The sequence below is a fragment of the Dysgonomonas sp. UBA7630 genome (assembly GCF_002483985.1).
In the GTDB taxonomy this organism is placed as follows: domain Bacteria; phylum Bacteroidota; class Bacteroidia; order Bacteroidales; family Dysgonomonadaceae; genus Dysgonomonas.
In genome coordinates this window covers 118,352-137,878 of sequence record NZ_DLIY01000034.1, presented here as the reverse complement: position 1 = coordinate 137,878, position 19,527 = coordinate 118,352, and the positions used below count along the sequence as shown (strand labels likewise).

The following is a 19,527-nucleotide window of genomic DNA, read 5'->3' as shown; positions in this document are numbered from 1 at the left end:
AAGATATACGCCAATGCTTCGCAAAATTATAGAATGGGATAAAGAACTCTTTTTGTATCTGAACAGTAAACATATCGGTTGGCTCGACCCTGTTATGTTATTTTTCAGTTCGTACCATTTCTGGGTGATTATGTGTATTCTGATGGCTGTATTTATCTATTACAGATTAGAGATTTGGAAGAAAACGAGCGTTGTCTTTTTCTTGCTTTCTATCGGTGCAAGTGCATTATTAACCAACATTATTAAGATGATGGTAGAACGTCCACGTCCGATACATAATCAAGATTGGACAGGTGTTATACATGCAATAGAAAGGTACAGTTCGAGTACAAGCTTCTTCTCGTCCCATTCTGCAACAACGTTTACGATGGCTACTTTTTTCCTTTTATTATTCCGTAAGACCGGCTCTAAGTATTACGGTTATCTGGCAATAATTTGGGCTACAGTTGTCGCATATAGCCGCATCTATCTTGCCAAGCATTATCCTATCGATGTTGCTTGCGGTATATTATTTGGAATCACAATTGGTATTATAGGATATAAGCTCCTTGAATATTATAAAAACAAGAAGAAAGGATTAAACCCTTAAAATATCTCTACCGATGGTTGATAAAAATGAATGCGAATGTAACTAAAGAAGAAGCTATCACAACAAACAAAAATGATAAAACCATACTGACTAACGTCTTACATACAGTCTTGATAGGTGAATTCTTCCCAAACAATTGTATATATACCCAGAATTGATATAAATAGCAAAATAAGAAAGTCAGTAATACGCCCCATATGGAGAGGGTGAAATAATAAATAGGATAAGTCAAAATAAGAATTAGGATCTGCATTCCTACTATATATGAGTTTATAACCAGAAACTCCACGAAATTGTAACCTGACTTCTTAAATACTATATAGGATGCTAATGCATAAAATGGAATAAAAGCCAGCATAACAAAAGAATAATGCCCATACATCCAATCGAAAACCAATTGACTGTAATTATTGGCTGCAGCATCTGTCTGGAGATAGGCAAATGAGTTTTCAGGATATACTTTTAGGAAAAAACATATAAATCCGTATATAGTTCCTAAAATAAGAATAAATGAAAACGGTTTGAAATGGGTGATTCTTTTACCCGATAAATATTCGCGAATAGACTCACCAGGTCTCGTAATGAGTTCTTTTATCGTATACAAAATTCCTCTATCTACATGAAAAACACTATGCTGTATTTCGTGTAGAATATAATGAAAATTAATACGCTCAGTAGCTGTTGATTGCCCACAGGCTGAGCAATATTTTCCGGAGACAGGAGTACTACAATTTTTACATATATCTGACATATTATTATTTACTCTATTAGATTTAAATTCTGTAATTACAACCATTTCCCAACCTTCCGCTTTTCCAACCCGGAATATATTTTCAGGAAAAGAGGGAAAGCTCTTCCAATAGGAAAAAAGAAACGAAACAACAAGGATGGGTAAACATTCTCCTTCCCTTTTTCGATCCCTCTGATAATTTTTTTTGCTACAGTTTGCGAGTTTTGTGTAGGAAATGGCAAAGGCGTACTATCTTCTCCGGTTGCTTTATCAAAAAATGCAGTGCGGGTGGCAACAGGGTAAACTGCTGTTATTTGTAAGTTTTCAGACTGCTCGTACCTATAGGTTTGCACAAAATGATGCAATGTGGCTTTTGTAGAACAATACAATGAGTAAGCAGGCAAAGAAACCAAGCCTGCTCCCGATATAGTACAAGCAAATGCAACTCTTTTATTGTTACTGTCAGCTACTAGCTTCTCGAGTGAATAGATCGGGGAAAATACGTTCAGATTGAAAATATTCTCTATATGCTGCCAATCGGGGTTATTTATTTTTTCGAGGTAAGCAAAACCGGCATTAGCGATAAAGACATCAACTCCCCCGTCAAATATTTCTTGAGCATAATTGAATACATTATCAACTCCATCTTTACTGCTTACATCAGCAGCATAAGGGTATACAATTCCTTCTTTTTGAGGGATACGGTCAGCATGACGGGCAACAGCTACAATTCTGACATTNNCGATATAAGGCTAAAATATCGAGCATATCTCTCCCTATTCCTGAAGAGGCGCCTGTGAGAATGATATTTTTACCTTTTAAATCCATGATTTTATGTCCTTATCTTATCAAAGCCTTCTCCATAAACACCCCGAACAGTACTTTGTGAGATAAATGCCTTCTCATCAATACTTTTAATCAGGCGGAATATCTCCAGAGCTTCGTTGCGCTTAGCTAAGACAATCAGAACCTTTGTTGGCTTCTTCGTATACCATCCCATACCATCCAAAACAGTACAGCCCCGGTGCAATTCATGGTTTATGGCAGTGGCTATAATTTCATATTTTTCGGAGAAAACAAGTATCTGAACCGACTGACGGAATCCGTTGATAACCATATCTATACTATATGTCATCACACCCATCACAATGAGCCCGTATATAATGGTCTGATAATTCTGGAATACAAAATACGAACAACTTATTATCACAAAGTCGCACAAAAGCATTCCTCGCCCAAAAGCTATATTTTTATACTTATTGATAAGTGCTACAACGATATCCGTACCTCCCGTACTACCATTCGAACTGAATACCAACCCTATCCCAACTCCGCACATCATCCCTCCGATAACACCTGAAAGAAGCGGCTCATTTTTTACGATGGGCTCAGTTATCATAGACTGACAAATAGTAAGCAGAAAAGTGAGTACAACAACTCCATAGATGGTCTTTATCATAAACTTAAGACCGTGAACTTTAAGAGCCACAAACAACAATCCACAGTTTACAAGAAAATACGTATACTGCAAAGGAATCTTCGCATTTGTAGCGTATTCCACAAGCAGGGCTATCCCTGTTAACCCTCCGGTAACGATACCTCCGGGTTTTATAAATCCAATAAGCCCTACGGCATAAAGAGCCAGTCCAACAAATATAGTTGCGTAATCCTTCCAGTAAAACTCCTTTAAATATCTTTTAGGCATGGATTGTTATTGATTACAATACGACATTTATCATTTTCTTGGGAACAAAGACGACCTTCTTCGGAGTTTTTCCGTCAAGCCATTTCTGAGCCAGCTCATGACTTAACACCGCTTTCTCAACATCAGCTTGTACAGCATCTGCCGAAAACTCAAGTTCGAAACGAACCTTACCGTTAAAAGCGACTCCATATTTGAATGAATCTTCTGCAAGATATTCTTCATTAAAAGCAGGCCATTTTGCATCACAAACAGATATTGTATTACCCAATGCAGACCAAAGCTCTTCGGAAACGAATGGAGCAAAAGGAGCAAGCAAGGTAACCAACTCTTGTAAAATCGCTTTTTTACTGCATCTTAAAGAAGTTAATTCATTCACACAAATCATAAACGCTGAAACAGATGTATTGAATGAGAACGACTCGATATCAGCAGACACCTTTTTTATAAGCTTATGCAATGATTTTAGCTCTTCTTTTGTCGGTTCTTCATCGGTAACAACAAACTCTTCACCTTTATAGAACAGACTCCACACTTTACGTAAGAAGCGGTGAACACCATCGATACCATTCATATCCCAAGGTTTGGACTGCTCCAATGGCCCAAGGAACATTTCGTACATACGCAGTGTGTCTGCTCCGTACTTTTCGGCTACATCGTCAGGATTTACGACATTGTGATATCGTTTACCCATTTTTTCGATATTCCATCCGCAAACATACTTACCACCTTCAAGTATAAATTCGGCAGTCTCGTATTCAGGTCTCCATGCTTTGAATCTATCTATATCAAGCACATCATTATGCACAATATTTACATCCACATGGATTTCTGAAGTTTCATATTCATCTTTCAGGTTATAAGATACAAATGTATTTGTTCCATTGATACGATATACTAAGCTGCTTCGCCCTTGTATCATACCCTGATTAATCAGTTTCTTGAATGGCTCATCTTCACACGAAACGCCTATGTCGAATAAAAATTTATCCCAGAAACGGCTGTATATCAAGTGACCGGTAGCATGCTCTGTACCACCGATGTACAAATCAACATTGCGCCAATATTCATTTTTCTCTTTCGAAACCAGTTCCTTATCATTGTACGGATCCATATAATGCAGATAGTACGCCGATGAACCGGCAAATCCCGGCATTGTATTCAGCTCGAGAGGGAATATTGTCTTGTGGTCTACCTTAGCAGTATCTACAACTTTTTCATTGGCTTCATCCCATGCCCATTTAGTAGCACGTCCTAATGGCGGTTCTCCCGATTCAGTAGGCAAGTATTTATCTACTTCGGGCAACTCAAGAGGTAGTTTATCTAATGGCAACATATAAGGAAGACCCTCTTTGTAATACACAGGGAATGGCTCTCCCCAGTAACGTTGGCGGGAGAAGATAGCATCACGAAGACGGTAATTTACTTTTACACGTCCTAGCTTGTTTTCTCTTACATATTCTTTTGTTTTCTCAATCGCTTCCTTAACAGTCATTCCATCTAGGAATCCTGAATTCATCATGATTCCTTCTTTTGCGTCAAAACTTTCTTCCGAAACATCACATCCTTCAATCAAAGGTATAATCGGCAAGTTGAAATGTTTAGCAAAAGCATAGTCACGGCTATCGTGTGCAGGAACAGCCATAATTGCACCTGTACCATAACCGGCAAGCACATAATCAGAAACCCAGATCGGTATTTCTTTGCCGTTAAGAGGATTTATAGCATACGAGCCGGTGAATACTCCTGATATTTTTTTATCCATCAGGCGGTCACGCTCAGTGCGACGTTTTGTAGCATCCAGATATTTTTCTATTTCGGCTTTTTGCTCGGCAGTTGTCACCTGAGGAACGTATTCACTTTCGGGAGCAAGTACCATAAATGTAACACCAAAGATGGTATCGGCACGGGTAGTAAAGATTTCGAATTCAACATCCGAATCTTTTACTTTGAATTTCATTTCTGCACCTTCGCTACGTCCAATCCAGTTGCGTTGTGTTTCTTTGATAGAATCACTCCAGTCTATTTTATCCAGACCTTCGAGCAAACGCTGTGCATACGCCGACACACGCAAGCTCCACTGGCGCATCAAGCGTTGTTCTACAGGATAGCCTCCACGCTCCGACAAGCCATTTATAACCTCATCATTAGCCAACACAGTACCTAAAGCCTGACACCAGTTTACAGTTGTTTCGCTGCGGTAGGCTATACGGTAGTTGAGCAATATTTCTTGCTTTTGTTTTTCGGAATATGACTTCCAGTCGGCAGCACTAAATTGCAATTCTTCGCTGCAAGCTATATTCAGACCTTCTGTGCCAACTTGTTCGAAAGCAGCGATCAGTTCGGTAATCGGACGTGCCTGGTTCTCATCATAGCAATAGTAGCTGTTGAACATTTGAATAAATGCCCATTGCGTCCATTTATAATATCTGGGGTCGCAGGTCTGTATTTCACGACTCCAATCGTATGAGAAGCCAATCTTATCCAACTGCTCACGGTAGCGGTTTATATTCTGCGCTGTAGTAATGGCAGGATGCTGCCCTGTCTGTATAGCATATTGTTCGGCAGGAAGTCCGTAAGCATCATAACCCATTGGATGGAGAACATTGAAACCTTTCAGCCTCTTGTAGCGAGAATATATATCGGATGCGATATATCCGAGCGGATGCCCTACATGCAGCCCTGCTCCTGATGGATAAGGGAACATATCAAGGACATAATATTTAGGTTTGCTTTTATCCTCTTTTACTTTGTAAGTTTTATTATCAATCCAATATTGATGCCAACGTTTTTCTATTTCTTTAAAGTTGTATTCCATAGCCGAATATCTTGCAATTTTTTATTGGCGCAAATATAGTTATTTCTTCAGATTTAAACGAATTAATAACGATGCTTTCAGAGCATAATTTACATGTTCTGTTTTTATATATAAAAGAAATTGAGGGATTTTAGTATAAATTTGAGGATATAGTATAAAAAAAGAGCAGCAGGGAAAACAATGTCTCCTCTGCTGCTCTCTTTCTATAATTTTTAGTTTTCGGGCTCTACCCAATCACCATTCTCTTTTATAAGCTGAACAAGACGCTCTACAGCTTCCGCTGAAGAAATATTTTTCTCTATAAGGTTCTTCTTTTTGTAAAGAGAAATTTTGCCTTTCTCTGCGCCTACATAGCCATAGTCGGCATCAGCCATTTCTCCGGGACCATTGACAATACATCCCATCACACCTATTTTAAGATGTTTGAGGTGCGAAGTTGCCCCTTTCACCAATGCAACAGTTGTCTGTAGATCAAATAAGGTACGTCCACAGCTCGGACAAGAAATATATTCGGTTTTGCTTGTACGCACACGTGATGCCTGCAAAATACCAAACATATATGCATCGATATTTTTTAGAGGAATTACTCCTTCGTTCTGCAACATAATACCATTCCCAAATCCATCGAGATACAATGTCCCGAAGTCTGCTGCGGCTTTTATCTGAATGTCTTCCGACTCATTTTCTGTATAGCGACGATTGAGAACAACAGGCGTATCACAATCGTTATTCATCAATGTGTGAATAAAAGCACGCTGTTCGCCTACTCCGTTGATATGATCGGTAGAAAGAATAACAACGATAGACTTATCATTCTTCAACAACGCTAAAATATCTTTATCCAACTCAGGATAAGACAAGCGGAGGAATTTTATAGCCGAATTTGTTTCGCTGATTTTATTCCAATTCGATTTATCAAACAACGGATAAGTATTTTCCTCACCTTTCCAGCCCTCAAGGTCTATAATAGAAGGAATTGCCCTAGGTGCAGCAATAGGAAGCTCCTTGCCTACATATAAATAGTCGGGCAAGAAATGACTATTTAGCTCAAAATTACCTTGCGAACGATCTGAAATGACAACAGGAACACTATCACCTCCAATATTTCCTACTACATACGTCTCACGTCTGTCGGTAGAAAAAGGCGAGAACTTATCACTTGCTGTGGCTACTATTTCAGGATGATTTTCTTTTTGCTTAATATATGCTATCAGCTTACGGGCAACCGGTACTTCATACTCAGGATCTTCGCTCAACGACACACGAATCGTGTCTCCGATTCCATCCGACAGGAGCGAGCCTATACCAACCGCCGACTTGATGCGCCCATCTTCACCGTCTCCGGCTTCGGTTACACCTAAATGCAAAGGAAAATTAAGACCTTCTTTTTCCATACGAGCAATCAGCAGGCGTACAGCCTTTGACATGACCACCGTGTTTGATGTCTTCATCGAAATGGCAATATCCTTAAATCCTTCTTCGAGGCAGATATGTAAAAATTCCATACAGGATTCTACCATTCCTTCAGGTGTATCACCATAGCGGCTCATAATACGATCGGAGAGAGAACCGTGATTTACCCCGATACGGATAGCCGTCTTATGTTCTTTACAGATATCGAGTAAAGGAACTAGTTTAGCTCGTATTTTTTCTATTTCCTGAGCATATTCTTCGTCAGTATATTCGAAAGTTTCGAAAGTTTTTACCCTATCTACAAAGTTTCCCGGATTGATACGTACTTTTTCTACAACCTTAGCTGCGGCCTCGGCTGCACGAGGGTTGAAGTGTATATCGGCAATGAGCGGAGTATTATATCCTCGCCCACGCACCACTTCTTTTATATTTTTCAGATTATCGGCTTCGCGAACCCCCTGTGCTGTAAGGCGCACATAGTCGGCTCCGGCTTCTACTATTCTTATTACCTGTTCGGCACTTGCTTCTGTATCGTTCGTATTGGTGTTTGTCATCGACTGCACCCTGATAGGGTTATTTCCGCCCAGTGGAGTATTCCCTATTCTGGTTTCGGATGACAGACGTCTTTTATAATTAAAGTAATTCATATGAATTTTATGTTGTTTTTTAGTTGGGATCCGAATATTATAACAAAGATAAACTTTTTTTGTTTCACTGATAAGGAATCCCTGTGAGCGTTAATTAGGCAAGAGAAAAATACTTGTTTCTCATTTGCTTTAAAAATAAATTTTTAATGTTTATTTTTACAGAAAAGATTTAATACCATGACAAAAAGAACATTACTCTTACCCTTTTTCTGCCTTTTGTGCTTTGCTTCAGCACTTCACGCAGAAGTAAAACTAGCTAACATCTTCTCCAACAACATGGTTCTTCAGCGTGACAAACCTATCAAAATATGGGGTTGGGCTGACAAGAATGAAGCTGTTGAAGTACACTTTCTGAATCAAATAAAAAAAGTAAAGGCCGATAAGAATGGCGCTTGGGTTGCAACACTCAATCCTGTATCGTATGGCGGTCCTTACACAATGGAAGTAAAAGGAAAAAAGAATAGCATCACATTGAATGATATCCTTATCGGTGAAGTATGGCTATGTTCGGGACAATCGAACATGGAAATGGCTGTACACGGATGGGGATCAGTCTATAACTATGAGCAGGAAATAAAGGATGCCAATTATCCTCAGATACGTGCATTCAACGTAGTGAAAGATATCAGCATGAAACCCAAAGACAATCTAGGCGGAACATGGCAGGTATGTTCTCCTCAAACCGTATCGGAGTTCTCTGCCGTTGCATACTTTTTTGCTCGCAAATTAAATAAAGAATTGAACATCCCTGTAGGCATTATCAACTCCTCGTGGGGAGGGACAGATATAGAAACATGGACAAGTAGCGATGCTTTTAACAGCCTTCCCGAGAAATTCAGAGAAAGATACAAAGACTTTAAGGTTGACAACTTTGATGAGTTTGCCAAAACCAATGAAGAAAACAAAGCTAAATACCTAAATGCACTGAATAATGATCCGGGCATCAGTGAAAAATGGTACGAACCTTCATTCAACACCTCAGCGTGGAACAAGATGCAATTGCCACAGATGTGGGAAAATGTAATTGGCAATATTGATGGTATCGTATGGTTCAAATATAACATTTCGCTACCAAAAGAAAGTGAAGGAAAAGCTGCGACAATAGATTTAAGCGTAATAGACGATAATGACATTGTATGGATAAACGGTATAAAAATTGGAGAAACAGAAGGTTATGCGGTTAAGAGGAGCTACAAGATACCGGAAAATGTACTGAAAAGTGGAAACAATACCATTGTTGTAAAAATCACCGATAACGGTGGCGGTGGGGGTATATATGGAAAAACAGAACAAATGTATCTGCAAGTGCAAGGGAAGCAATACCCTTTGGCCGGAGAATGGCAATACAAAGAAGCCGTAACCAACAAAATGTATCAGTTTATCGATATTTCTCCTAATATGTATTATTCGCTGCTATACAACGGTATGATAAACCCTATAACCGGATTAGCCATCAAAGGAGCTATCTGGTATCAGGGAGAAAATAATGCATCGCAGGCGTACAACTATCGTACCCTATTCCCTACAATGATAAACAACTGGCGTACAAAATGGGGCTACGAATTCCCATTCTACTGGGTACAGCTGGCTAGTTATACGGCAAAGGACGACAAGCCGGTGAATAGCGAATGGGCAGAATTGCGTGAAGCCCAAACAATGACACTATCTCTTCCTCAAACAGGTGAAGCTGTGATTACAGATATAGGCGATGCAGATGACATTCACCCTCGCAACAAACAGGATGTTGGCCTTCGCCTTGCTCTTATCGCACTCAATAAAGATTATGGCAAGAAGGATATCGTATATTCAGGCCCTACCTTTAAAGAAATGAATATTGAAGGCAATAAAGCAGTCATTTCGTACAACAACACAGGTAAAGGGCTATGCGTAAAGAACAAGTACGGATACGTTGAAGGTTTTACCATTGCAGGAGCAGATCAGAAGTTTGAATGGGCGAAGGCTTATATCGACGGAGATAAAGTAGTGGTTTACTCAGAGAAGATAGCTAACCCTGTGGCTGTACGCTATTCTTGGGCAAATAATCCGGATGTGAATCTGTTTAATCAAGAAGGATTGCCTGCCGCACCTTTCAGAACTGATAATTGGAAAGGAATTACACAGCACGATTAAAAGAATAGAAAGAATAAAACAGGCTGTCCTAAAAGTAGAAATTACGTTTAGGGCAGCCTGTTTTATATAAGTCACTATCGTCTATTACGTGGGTGATGTTCTATGATTTCCTGACGCAGATACTCCCTGTCCATATGCGTGTAGATCTCGGTAGTGGTGATCTTTTCATGTCCGAGCATCAATTGAATAGCTCTGATATTTGCACCACCTTCAAGCAAGTGTGTCGCAAACGAATGGCGGAAGGTATGTGGACTGATCGTTTTCTTTATACCAGCCTGTATAGCGTATTCTTTAATAAAATGAAAGACCATAATACGGGATATCGCAGTGCCTCTGTTACTTAGAAAGAGGGCATCCTCCGAACCTTTCTTTACATTTATTTCCTTGCGGTATATCAAATATTTTTCTATTTCCTTGATTGCCGTGTGCGATATAGGGACAAGACGCTGCTTACTCCCCTTACCTTGTACCTTGATAAAACCTTCATCAAAAAACAGATCGGAGAATTTGAGTGTAGTAAGTTCTGAGATACGCAAGCCACAACTATAAAGGGTTTCTAAGATTGCACGATTGCGTTGCCCTTCTTTCGTTGACAGATCGATCACCGACATTAATTTTTCTATTTCGTCAAGAGCAAGTACGGTTGGTAACTTCAATCCGATCTTCGGACTATCGAGTAATTCGGTCGGGTCGTTTTGCATATAGCCATCCAACACTAAGAAATCATAAAACGACTTTATCCCTGAGATGATCCTTGCTACAGAACGTGCATTTATCCCTATATCATACAATTGGGCTACAAACTGTTGCAGATTATCGAGCGTAACATCTTCTACTTTCAGATTCTCATTTTGCAGAAACCCCGATAGTTTAGCCAAATCAGTCATATATGCATCAATGGAGTTGGGCGATAATGATTTCTCCAACAATAGATAATTCCTGTATTTTCTGACTATATTATCTTCTTTTGCCATCCTGCTATATTGATAAGCCGATATCCATAAAGAATATCTTTTAACCTTATTTCATTTATTTATAACTACAAATATATATCTTTGTAGACGGAGTATAGTACATCCGGATTATCTTAATTGTTTTTAGTTTTTATGAAGATTTTCAAATCTATATTCAACTATCTTATTACCAGATATACAAAAGTACAGTTACTTATTATATTGGTAATCATATTTTTTGCATTCTTCATCAGCGATAGCAATATATTTGCCCGCTTTGGATATGATGCAAAAATAATGGAGTTGAATAGCCAGATAGATTATTACCGTGAGAAAACGGAACAAGATAAGGAAAAATTGAAGTTGCTGGAATCTGATAAAGACCAGATCGAAAAATTTGCACGCGAAAACTACCTGCTTAAAAAAGACGATGAAGATGTCTTTGTGGTAGAATAACATATCTAATTTTGTAATGAAGCAAAACCCTAAGCTTAAAAACATTCTGTTTCAAATATCAGCTATACTAATTCTTTTAGCTGCAATCATTTATTATTTCCAGCCCGAAATAGCCAAATATATACTGATAGCCGGAGCTGTGGGGTATACAGCCATTACCTTTACGACGCCTTATCCGGGAAAGAGCTTCCGAGGAAAGCGACTCTTCAATATAATGGTGTTTGCAGCATTGCTGATGTGTGTATCAGCCTATCTGATGTTTGTAAATATTACAGGATGGGTAGTCACCATACTTATTGCCGCTATACTTACTTTATATGGTACCATTGCCATGTCGATGGAGTATAAAAAAGAGCAAAAAGACGAGGATTAAAAAATGAAAGGGACTACTATATTTCTATAATGTAATCCCTTTCCCAATCTCTATTTACAATAAATGCTTAATCACTAAGCGAGGAGATTATATTTTCAGACCCAACATCAGGGCTTCATACCCAATGCGGAAATGTATCCTGCGTTCTTCTTGCAATGTTTAAATTTCATATTTTCCAGTAAATCAGTCATCGCTTTTTTCACGACCTCTTGATTTGATCTTGCTGCTCGTATTTTTGCAAAATTTCCCCTGTCTTGCTTGGTATACTCAACTATCAAATCCCAATTTTCGGGTTTAGGTATCGTTACCATACAGCTATTAGGAACCATTTTCTTATACGGCCAGTAATGCCATCCTATATTGTTGCGCTCCATCAGGCGTGTCCATCCGGCAATCCACTGGTCTGTATTTTCGCCCGTTTCGCCCATATAAATTGGTAAATTCACACTATCTCTAAACTGTACAAAATCCTGAATATTAGACTGCAATGTGTCGCACCAATAGCGATGGCAGGTATACATCAGTTTATCATCAAATTTAGAGTCTTTAAACATCTTGAAGTTTCCATTCCACTGTGCTCCGCCAAGCAACACAATATGATTCTTATCTACCATGCGGATCGTGTCTACACATCTTTTGTATAGCGGCTCTAACGAATCATTCAAGTGAGCATACTCTTTGAGAAAATAATGCGCTATGGGCTCATTCAGAAGATCATAACCCAGTACAATTGTGTCATTCGCATAATGCTCCGCTACTTTTTTCCATATATCACAAAACAATTCTTTGCTCGGCTCACTTTCCATCAGCCAAGGATATCCGTAGCTATCATCAATATTATCACCTGTTTGTCCCCCCGGAGCATCATGCATATCCAGTATAACATACAAACCCTCTTGGCGACACCACTCTACGACCTGATCTATCATCCCAAAACCGTTATGATCGGAAGCCTGTCCCATATAATCTTCATTCGTAAAGAGTTTATAATGAAACGGTATCCTCACTGAATTCATTCCGGTTTGTTTGATATATTTTATATCTTCTTCTGTTATATAATTCTTTTTAAACTCATTCCAAAACCAGTTTGTGAAATCAGGCCCAACCATTTCACAAAAAGCCTCATTGATCAGGCGATACGAACTTGCATCCTGAAAGAGAAACATATATCCTTCGGGATTGAGCCAGTTACCCAAATTGATTCCTTGAATAAGAAATTTTTTACCATCGGGCTTTATCAAATTAGGTCCCTCTACACGGATAAAGCGATCGGAAGATTGTTTCTCTTCCTTCTTCGATTGACAGGATAGAAAGATTATAAGCAAGGGCAATAAGTAAAATAATTTTCTCATAGTTTTTATATTATAATTGCGTTTTGACATAAGAAGAGGCTGTCTTAAAAATCAGTAACTATTCTTATATAAGACAGCCTCTTGTTGTACTTTATTCTGTCACAGAGAAAGTACCCTTTAGGGTAGCGTTGCTATGACCGCCTACCCAAACATTAAAATCACCTTTTTCAGCCTTCTTTACTAAATCTCGACCGTAGAATGCTAAATCATCTGTTGTAAGTTTAAATTCAATTGTCTTTGCTTCTCCTGCTTTCAGTGCTACTCGTTGAAAGCCTTTCAATTCTTTCACAGGGCGTACAACCGAGCCTACAACATCCTGTACATAGAGCTGAGCAACTTCTGTTCCATCTACACTTCCTGTATTTTTAAGAGTTGCTTTTACCGTCAGTGTACCATTCATAGGAACAGTTGAAGCGGAGAGCGTTATATTTGAATATTCGAATGTCGTATAAGAAAGTCCATATCCGAAAGGAAATAGCGGATCTTTACCCGAATCTAAGTAAAAGGATGTATTACCAAGAGAGGTCTGCCCTGCTTCGAGTGCAATATCATCGAGTGCCATCACCTTCTCAGGAGCCGGACGCCCCGTATTATTATGGTTGTAATACATCGGTATCTGCCCCACCTCACGTACAAACGTAGCTGGAAGCTTTCCACTTGGATTGGCTTTTCCGAATAATAGATCGAGAATAGCAACCCCCCCCATCGTTCCGGGATGGAAGTTAAATAATACCGCATCAGCATACGGAAGATCCCGCTCTATTGTTAGCGGACGACCTGCCATAATAACTAATACTACAGGTTTACCTGCACTTTTTACCGCCTTCAGCAAGTCTGATTGTAATCCTATCAGATTGATATTGGATAAAGAGTGAGCTTCTCCTGAAAGGATGGCTTCTTCTCCCAAGAAAACTACAGCCACATCAGCCGAGGCTGCAGCTTGTTTGGCCTTTTCAAAATTAGCAGTACTCTTATCACGGGAATATGCTAAGCCTTGCTCGTATACATAATTAACATCTTTATATTCTCCTTTGAGCGCAGCAATAGGAGTTACCGTGTAATTCTTATCGCCGTCAAAAACCCATGTTCCCATCTGATCGTGTGGCGCATCTGCCATCGGCCCTATAATAGCCACCTTTTTGCCTCGTGACAATGGTAATGTATTATTATCATTCTTCAACAAAATAGCAGACTCTATAGCAGCCTGTCTTGCAGCTTTTAGATGTGCATCAGCATATAAGACAGATTCCTTCTTGGTATCTACATAAGGATTTTCGAATAGTCCCATCCGGAATTTGATACGAAGTATATTACGTACCGCATTATCTATTGTTTCTACCGAAACTTTTCCTTCTTTTACCAATTGCGGCAAATACTGAACATATGATCCACTAACCATTTCCATATCCAGACCCGCATTGGCTGATATTTCAGCTACTTGTTTACTATCCTTAGCAAATCCGTGAGCGATCATCTCGGTCATTGAAGCCCAGTCGGAAACCACAAATCCATCAAATTTCCATTCGTCACGCAAAATCTTTTTCAGTATATAACTATTCCCCGAAGCAGGAATACCATCATTATCGTTGAATGAAGTCATAAGTGTTGCAGCACCTGCTTTAATTGCCTGTTGGAATGGAGACAGATATACATTGTGCAATAAAATGGGAGGTATATTTGTACTGTTATAGTCACGTCCGCCTTCGGCTGCGCCATATCCCACAAAATGCTTTACACATGCAGCAATAGAATTAGGATCATTGAGATTTCCATTTCCTTGAAAACCCTTTACCATAGCAGCACCTAGTATACCCGCCAGATATGGGTCTTCACCCAAACTTTCGGCTATACGCCCCCAACGTGCATCACGAGATATATCAAGCATCGGAGCAAATGTCCATGTGACACCTGTAGAACGAGCTTCTACGGCAGCAATACGCGCTCCTTCTTCCACTACTTGTGGGCTGAAAGAAGCTGCTTGTCCTAATGGAATAGGGAATATTGTTTTAAATCCGTGAATTACGTCACGTCCTATAATCAGAGGAATACCCAGCCGGCTGTTTTCCATCGCTTCTTTCTGAAGCTTGTTAACCATTTCCGGATCGGTAACATTCAGCAAAGAACCTATACCACCCGCCTTAACTGGCTGAATGATGCTATTATCTAACATCTGTGCCGAAGCTTGCCGGATGAGAGCAACCTTTTCAGCCTTGGTCATTTGCGAAGGCTTTTTCTGCCCCTGACCACCGGCAATGCCCATCCTTTCGAGGAAGGTATTCATATCATCTTCGCTATATTGAGCGATAGCCTTATCGTCTACAGCGAAGAAGCTAACCTGATTCATTTGCCCTATTTTTTCTTCAAGGGTCATTTTTGAAATGAGGTTTTCAATACGCTTCTCCACATCGTCTTGAGCCAAACATGTTGAATACAAACCAAACAATACGGATATACCTAACAATCCTAATTTTCTAATTATCATATATTTTATTCTTTTTGATATACTCTTACATAATCAATCTCATAAGTAGCCGGCAAAGCTGATTCGTCAACACCCTGAGCTCCTCCCCAGTTGCCTCCCCATGCAAGGTTTAGCTTGAGGTAAAACGGAGCATTAAACGGCCAGGTATCTTTGTTTCCTTTTTTATCATTTTCAAAAGTAAAAACAACTTTACCATCTATATATGTCGTTATTTTATCTGCCGTCCATTCAAGGGCATATACGTGAAACTCAGTCTCAAGATCCGCAACCGCTTTTTCTGCCTCTTTTTGAGTATTTATACTATGATTGTAAGATTTAGTATGAATCGCAGAGTGCGTCACATCTTTTTGATAACCTACATATTCCATAATATCAATTTCGCCATCATCGGGCCAAGCCGTGAAATTTTTTGGCATCATCCAGAAAGCAGGCCAAGTGCCTTTTCCTCCGGGAAGCTTCAGCCGTGCTTCAAAATAGCCGTACTGCCAGCTTTTATTTGTATTCACACGAGCAGATAATATCTCTTTTCCAATCTTTTTAGCAATTATTTTCAGTGAACCATCGTATATCATGGCACAGGTATCTGTTCCTCTATGACCTGCAATATAAGTTTGCAACTCATTGTTTACCCAACCCGGAGCAGCCGTTTCATAAAACCATTCGGTTGAATTGGGTAATACTGCTTTTCCTTCATTTGTTCTTGGGTCATTAAATTCATCTTGCCAAACAAGGGTGTATCCCGAAGGAACATAGTTGACCTCTTTTCCTGCCTCTTGCTTGATGATGTATTCTTTTTTGTCAGCACCTCTACTAAAGGTTAAGGTAGCTGTACGTTCTAATGTCGTGTTATTGGTCGTTACATTTACTTTTATAGTTGTAGTTTCATCGGCATAGCCTACCGTAGGTGTGATTGTACACCACGATTGGTTCGACGAAATTGTATAGTACCTGTTTGATTTTATTATTATTTCTTTCTCTCCAACATCGCTTGTAAAAGTCAATTGAGTCGGCTCAAATGTTATATCAAACACAGTAACTGGTGCGGGATCTTTCTCTGAATCTCCACAAGCAAAAAGAAATATGGGTATTATTGCTAGTAGTGTAATATAATATCTTATCATTATTATTCGCTTTTTCTAAAAAAATAGGAGGATCTTAGAGTTAGAATATATAAAGAATAAGAAGCCTGCTTTCAAGCTATACCCGAAAACAGGCTTCTATCAACTTATTCTCATTCCATTCTTATCTTAAAAGTCTGAGACTTACTTCTTCTCTTGTGGTTTAAATGCCCATATCCAGCCAGTTCCTCCCAAAGCATGTGGTACCCATAATACCAATCTGGTACTAGTTAGCTCGAGGATTTGGAACTCTTTATTATTACGTGAGTTAGTATGATCTGATCCCAAAATATTAGTTTCTCCTTTGATATAAAGTTTCGTAAAATCGGCATTGAAAGTATACGAACCTTTCTTCGGGCTTACGTCGCTTGGTGATAAATAAGTCGTAAAATTCAACCCTCCAGTAACATCAAATGTCATATGTCCTGTATACCCCTCAGGAGTAGCTTGATTTATGCCCCCTGCATTCCACCAGATATCTCCTGAATTTTCAGGATTTGTCATTGCCCACCACACTTTATTATCTCCCAAAGTTCCGTCAAAAACCCATGATTTACCGCTCAGATCTTCTCCAACCAAAGCATAATAGGCTTCAGGAAGAGGAGTATCAAGCTGTGTGATCTTAATATTTATGGTCTTTTTGATATACTCCGGATTATCAATACCTGACGATATATAAGGCGTAGTTACATAATAAGATAGGGTATGTTCTCCAGTAAATGGGAATATAATATCCTTAATCTCATCTGTATACTTTTGATTAAGTATGTAATCCCAATATCCGGTAACTCCCTTGGTTGCCATTTTTATAGAAACTTTGTTGCCTCCGGGAGTAGATTGAGTTGCCTCCAGAACAATATTGTCCGCAGAGAAACTATTACTTAATTCGTCCCTATCTTCAATAGGAGAACAAGCATATATGAAAATCAACAAAAAAAGTATAGAAGCTGATTTTATTCCTTTAAAAATATTTATATTCATATTTTTCTCTTTTTTATTGTATTAAAAATCACCATCCCGGATTTTGTGTATAAACTCCGTTTGACAGACGTACTTCAGATTCAGGTATAGTAACAAGGCCTTTAGTTTCAGTACGGTAAGTTACTTTATATTTCCCTGTACTTCCCGAGTTATTCACATCAATCTCTGTACCGTAATAATTTTTGTCTGCTTTCGCTACATCTCCCCAACGAACGAGGTCGAACCAGCGAAGCCCTTCGAATGCGAACTCATATTTACGTTCATTTTTAAGTGCATCTAGAGAATAAGCAACAGGAGGTAAACTCACGCGAGCACGTACCTTGTTTATACCATCAGCTGTTTCAGTAAGCTCAGAGTGCATTAAATAAATGTCTGAAAATCTTAGATAATAGAAGTCCTGTGCTGCCCACAACTGCATTGGATCTCCATTCACCATATTGTATAAATAGTAGAACATCCCTTTGATACTTTCTTCATCTTTACCTCGCTTTCCATTATGCTGGAGAGTAGTATATTTTCTGTTTACAAGACCTGTTTCTTGATCTCCTTTACTGCTCTGCCAATTTGCTGCTCCATCATCCGAGCTTTTCTTAGACAGGTTTATTACAGAAGCCTCTTTGCGTAAGTCTCCGTCTGCCCATGAATTATAGAAAGCAGTATGAATGGTTCCCCATCCCCATCCTTCACCGAATGGCACCATAGAGTTTCCGCGAATACCGAAGAATAAAGGAATACGGTTGTTGTATTTTTGACCAATACTCCAATTTGCCAAACCATAACGCAAAGCAAACATTACCTCTTTGTTCCCTGTACCTATTGTTGATTTTGGTCCATCTTGTCCAACCCATTTCAGTCCAAGTTTATCAGCCCAAGGTAATGGAGGGTTTTGGGAATCAAATTTTGGATCAAAATTCTTTGCATTTTCATTTACATAAGCATACGGCCATAAGTTTCTAAAATCAGGAGTTAATTCATAGCCACTATTATCTCTTACATCTTCAAGTTCTTTTACCACTTTATCTTTTGTCAGACTTCCTTCGGCAAGAGGGATGTCGTTGGTTGCAGTACCTTCTATATTAGTCATGTAACCTGTATAAAAAAGATATGTGCGTGCCAGATAAGCTTTTGCTACCCAAAGATTAGCATGTCCGTAGTCTTCCAACGGAAGATCAGTGCCTTTAATCCGAGGCAAATGCTCTATAGCTTTAAGAAAATCTTCTGCAATAAACGAGAATGTCTCTTGAAAAGATGCACGAGGTACTTTACGGTCAGCTTTTGTTGTAGGAATTAGAGGCATTCCTCCAAAGAATCTGGCAGCTCTGTACATCAAGAACCCTCTCATGAAATAAGCTTCGCCTAAAGTATTGTTTAAAAATTCGTCTGTCTCTTCTTTAGTCTTAAAATAAGAAGAGAAATCTTTGGATTGAACTGCTTCAATAATGGCATTCGCTCTATAGACTCCATTGTATGTTTCTACCCAAAGTGATTTGTAGGTATCTTCAACCGGATCTTTGAAATCATCAACATTCTTAGCATTTACGTCGTCAGGGCCTCCTCCACCCAACATACAGTCATCTAATAAGTTTGCAGCACAATGCTCTTCACTGAAAACACCATCAACATAAAGTGCACTGTAAACTCCGTTCATTGCCTCATCTATATCTTTAGGTGAACTGTAAAAACTGTCCAAGTCTTTTTGATAGAGATTTTTTGTATCTAGCTGATCTTCGCAGCTAATAAAAAAAGGCAATAAAGCATATATTATATATACTATTTTTTTCAT

The 19,527-nt window shown here is 39.0% G+C and carries 15 protein-coding genes; 4 read left to right on the top strand and 11 right to left on the bottom strand.

Annotation, left to right across the window (positions count from 1 at the left end):
* Positions 1–13 precede the first annotated feature (13 nt).
* A complete protein-coding gene (locus B3P17_RS13800; RefSeq protein ID WP_252637122.1) occupies positions 14–589 on the top strand; it encodes a phosphatase PAP2 family protein in 576 nt (191 codons plus the stop codon).
* A gap of 7 nt (positions 590–596) precedes the next feature.
* Here the strand turns inward: B3P17_RS13800 and B3P17_RS13795 are convergent, their stop codons facing one another.
* From B3P17_RS13795 to B3P17_RS13775, 5 genes are all read right to left on the bottom strand, one after another.
* Positions 597–1,340 carry a DUF3667 domain-containing protein gene (locus B3P17_RS13795; RefSeq protein ID WP_291105912.1) on the bottom strand — a complete coding sequence of 248 codons (744 nt, stop codon included), beginning with the start codon at positions 1,338–1,340 and terminating at the stop codon, positions 597–599.
* Positions 1,341–1,375: 35 nt separating this feature from the next.
* Positions 1,376–2,002 (bottom strand): SDR family NAD(P)-dependent oxidoreductase, encoded by a 627-nt coding sequence (locus tag B3P17_RS13790; RefSeq protein ID WP_291105936.1) that lies wholly within the window; start codon positions 2,000–2,002, stop codon positions 1,376–1,378.
* Positions 2,003–2,151: 149 nt separating this feature from the next.
* Positions 2,152–3,024 carry a YitT family protein gene (locus tag B3P17_RS13785; RefSeq protein WP_291105910.1) on the bottom strand — a complete coding sequence of 291 codons (873 nt, stop codon included), beginning with the start codon at positions 3,022–3,024 and terminating at the stop codon, positions 2,152–2,154.
* Positions 3,025–3,037: 13 nt separating this feature from the next.
* Positions 3,038–5,839, bottom strand: a complete 2,802-nt coding sequence (gene leuS / locus B3P17_RS13780) for a leucine--tRNA ligase (RefSeq protein WP_252637116.1) — start codon at positions 5,837–5,839, stop codon at positions 3,038–3,040.
* Between the two features lie 212 nt (positions 5,840–6,051).
* On the bottom strand, positions 6,052–7,899 hold the full coding sequence (locus B3P17_RS13775) for a 4-hydroxy-3-methylbut-2-en-1-yl diphosphate synthase (RefSeq protein ID WP_252637115.1): 1,848 nt from the start codon (positions 7,897–7,899) through the stop codon (positions 6,052–6,054).
* A 177-nt stretch (positions 7,900–8,076) separates the two neighbouring features.
* On the opposite strand from B3P17_RS13775, the gene B3P17_RS13770 reads away from it, so the two are divergent.
* The gene (locus B3P17_RS13770) at positions 8,077–10,029 is read left to right on the top strand and encodes a sialate O-acetylesterase (RefSeq protein WP_252637113.1); all 1,953 of its coding nucleotides are present in this window, start codon (positions 8,077–8,079) and stop codon (positions 10,027–10,029) included.
* A gap of 74 nt (positions 10,030–10,103) precedes the next feature.
* On the opposite strand, the gene xerD is transcribed toward B3P17_RS13770, so the two are convergent.
* Entirely contained in the window at positions 10,104–11,003 is a 900-nt protein-coding gene (xerD, locus tag B3P17_RS13765) for a site-specific tyrosine recombinase XerD (RefSeq protein ID WP_006841501.1), read from the bottom strand.
* Between the two features lie 132 nt (positions 11,004–11,135).
* On the opposite strand from xerD, the gene B3P17_RS13760 reads away from it, so the two are divergent.
* Together B3P17_RS13760 and B3P17_RS13755 are read left to right on the top strand one after the other, a co-directional pair.
* Positions 11,136–11,438: an FtsB family cell division protein gene (locus B3P17_RS13760; protein ID WP_006841502.1), complete on the top strand. Its 303-nt coding sequence runs from the start codon at positions 11,136–11,138 to the stop codon at positions 11,436–11,438.
* 16 nt (positions 11,439–11,454) lie between these two features.
* Positions 11,455–11,811 (top strand): hypothetical protein, encoded by a 357-nt coding sequence (locus B3P17_RS13755; RefSeq protein WP_291105905.1) that lies wholly within the window; start codon positions 11,455–11,457, stop codon positions 11,809–11,811.
* A gap of 107 nt (positions 11,812–11,918) precedes the next feature.
* On the opposite strand, the gene B3P17_RS13750 is transcribed toward B3P17_RS13755, so the two are convergent.
* From B3P17_RS13750 to B3P17_RS13730, 5 genes are all read right to left on the bottom strand, one after another.
* Positions 11,919–13,163 (bottom strand): glycoside hydrolase family 5 protein, encoded by a 1,245-nt coding sequence (locus B3P17_RS13750; RefSeq protein ID WP_252637112.1) that lies wholly within the window; start codon positions 13,161–13,163, stop codon positions 11,919–11,921.
* A 91-nt stretch (positions 13,164–13,254) separates the two neighbouring features.
* Positions 13,255–15,645 carry a beta-glucosidase BglX gene (gene bglX, locus B3P17_RS13745; RefSeq protein WP_252637111.1) on the bottom strand — a complete coding sequence of 797 codons (2,391 nt, stop codon included), beginning with the start codon at positions 15,643–15,645 and terminating at the stop codon, positions 13,255–13,257.
* 5 nt (positions 15,646–15,650) lie between these two features.
* Complete coding sequence (locus B3P17_RS13740) at positions 15,651–16,766, bottom strand: family 16 glycosylhydrolase (RefSeq protein WP_252637110.1); 1,116 nt, start codon at positions 16,764–16,766, stop codon at positions 15,651–15,653.
* A gap of 141 nt (positions 16,767–16,907) precedes the next feature.
* Complete coding sequence (locus B3P17_RS13735; protein ID WP_252637108.1) at positions 16,908–17,744, bottom strand: hypothetical protein; 837 nt, start codon at positions 17,742–17,744, stop codon at positions 16,908–16,910.
* Between the two features lie 28 nt (positions 17,745–17,772).
* Positions 17,773–19,527: a RagB/SusD family nutrient uptake outer membrane protein gene (locus B3P17_RS13730; protein ID WP_006841508.1), complete on the bottom strand. Its 1,755-nt coding sequence runs from the start codon at positions 19,525–19,527 to the stop codon at positions 17,773–17,775.

Excerpts from the sequence above, each read along its gene's own strand:
- B3P17_RS13800 (WP_252637122.1), top strand. The coding sequence starts at position 14 with ATGCTTCGCAAAATTATAGAATGGGATAAAGAACTCTTTTTGTATCTG.
- B3P17_RS13795 (WP_291105912.1), bottom strand. The coding sequence starts at position 1,340 with ATGTCAGATATATGTAAAAATTGTAGTACTCCTGTCTCCGGAAAATAT.
- B3P17_RS13785 (WP_291105910.1), bottom strand. The coding sequence starts at position 3,024 with ATGCCTAAAAGATATTTAAAGGAGTTTTACTGGAAGGATTACGCAACT.
- leuS (WP_252637116.1), bottom strand. The coding sequence starts at position 5,839 with ATGGAATACAACTTTAAAGAAATAGAAAAACGTTGGCATCAATATTGG.
- B3P17_RS13775 (WP_252637115.1), bottom strand. The coding sequence starts at position 7,899 with ATGAATTACTTTAATTATAAAAGACGTCTGTCATCCGAAACCAGAATA.
- B3P17_RS13770 (WP_252637113.1), top strand. The coding sequence starts at position 8,077 with ATGACAAAAAGAACATTACTCTTACCCTTTTTCTGCCTTTTGTGCTTT.
- xerD (WP_006841501.1), bottom strand. The coding sequence starts at position 11,003 with ATGGCAAAAGAAGATAATATAGTCAGAAAATACAGGAATTATCTATTG.
- B3P17_RS13760 (WP_006841502.1), top strand. The coding sequence starts at position 11,136 with ATGAAGATTTTCAAATCTATATTCAACTATCTTATTACCAGATATACA.
- B3P17_RS13755 (WP_291105905.1), top strand. The coding sequence starts at position 11,455 with ATGAAGCAAAACCCTAAGCTTAAAAACATTCTGTTTCAAATATCAGCT.
- B3P17_RS13750 (WP_252637112.1), bottom strand. The coding sequence starts at position 13,163 with ATGAGAAAATTATTTTACTTATTGCCCTTGCTTATAATCTTTCTATCC.
- bglX (WP_252637111.1), bottom strand. The coding sequence starts at position 15,645 with ATGATAATTAGAAAATTAGGATTGTTAGGTATATCCGTATTGTTTGGT.
- B3P17_RS13740 (WP_252637110.1), bottom strand. The coding sequence starts at position 16,766 with ATGATAAGATATTATATTACACTACTAGCAATAATACCCATATTTCTT.
- B3P17_RS13735 (WP_252637108.1), bottom strand. The coding sequence starts at position 17,744 with ATGAATATAAATATTTTTAAAGGAATAAAATCAGCTTCTATACTTTTT.
- B3P17_RS13730 (WP_006841508.1), bottom strand. The coding sequence starts at position 19,527 with ATGAAAAAAATAGTATATATAATATATGCTTTATTGCCTTTTTTTATT.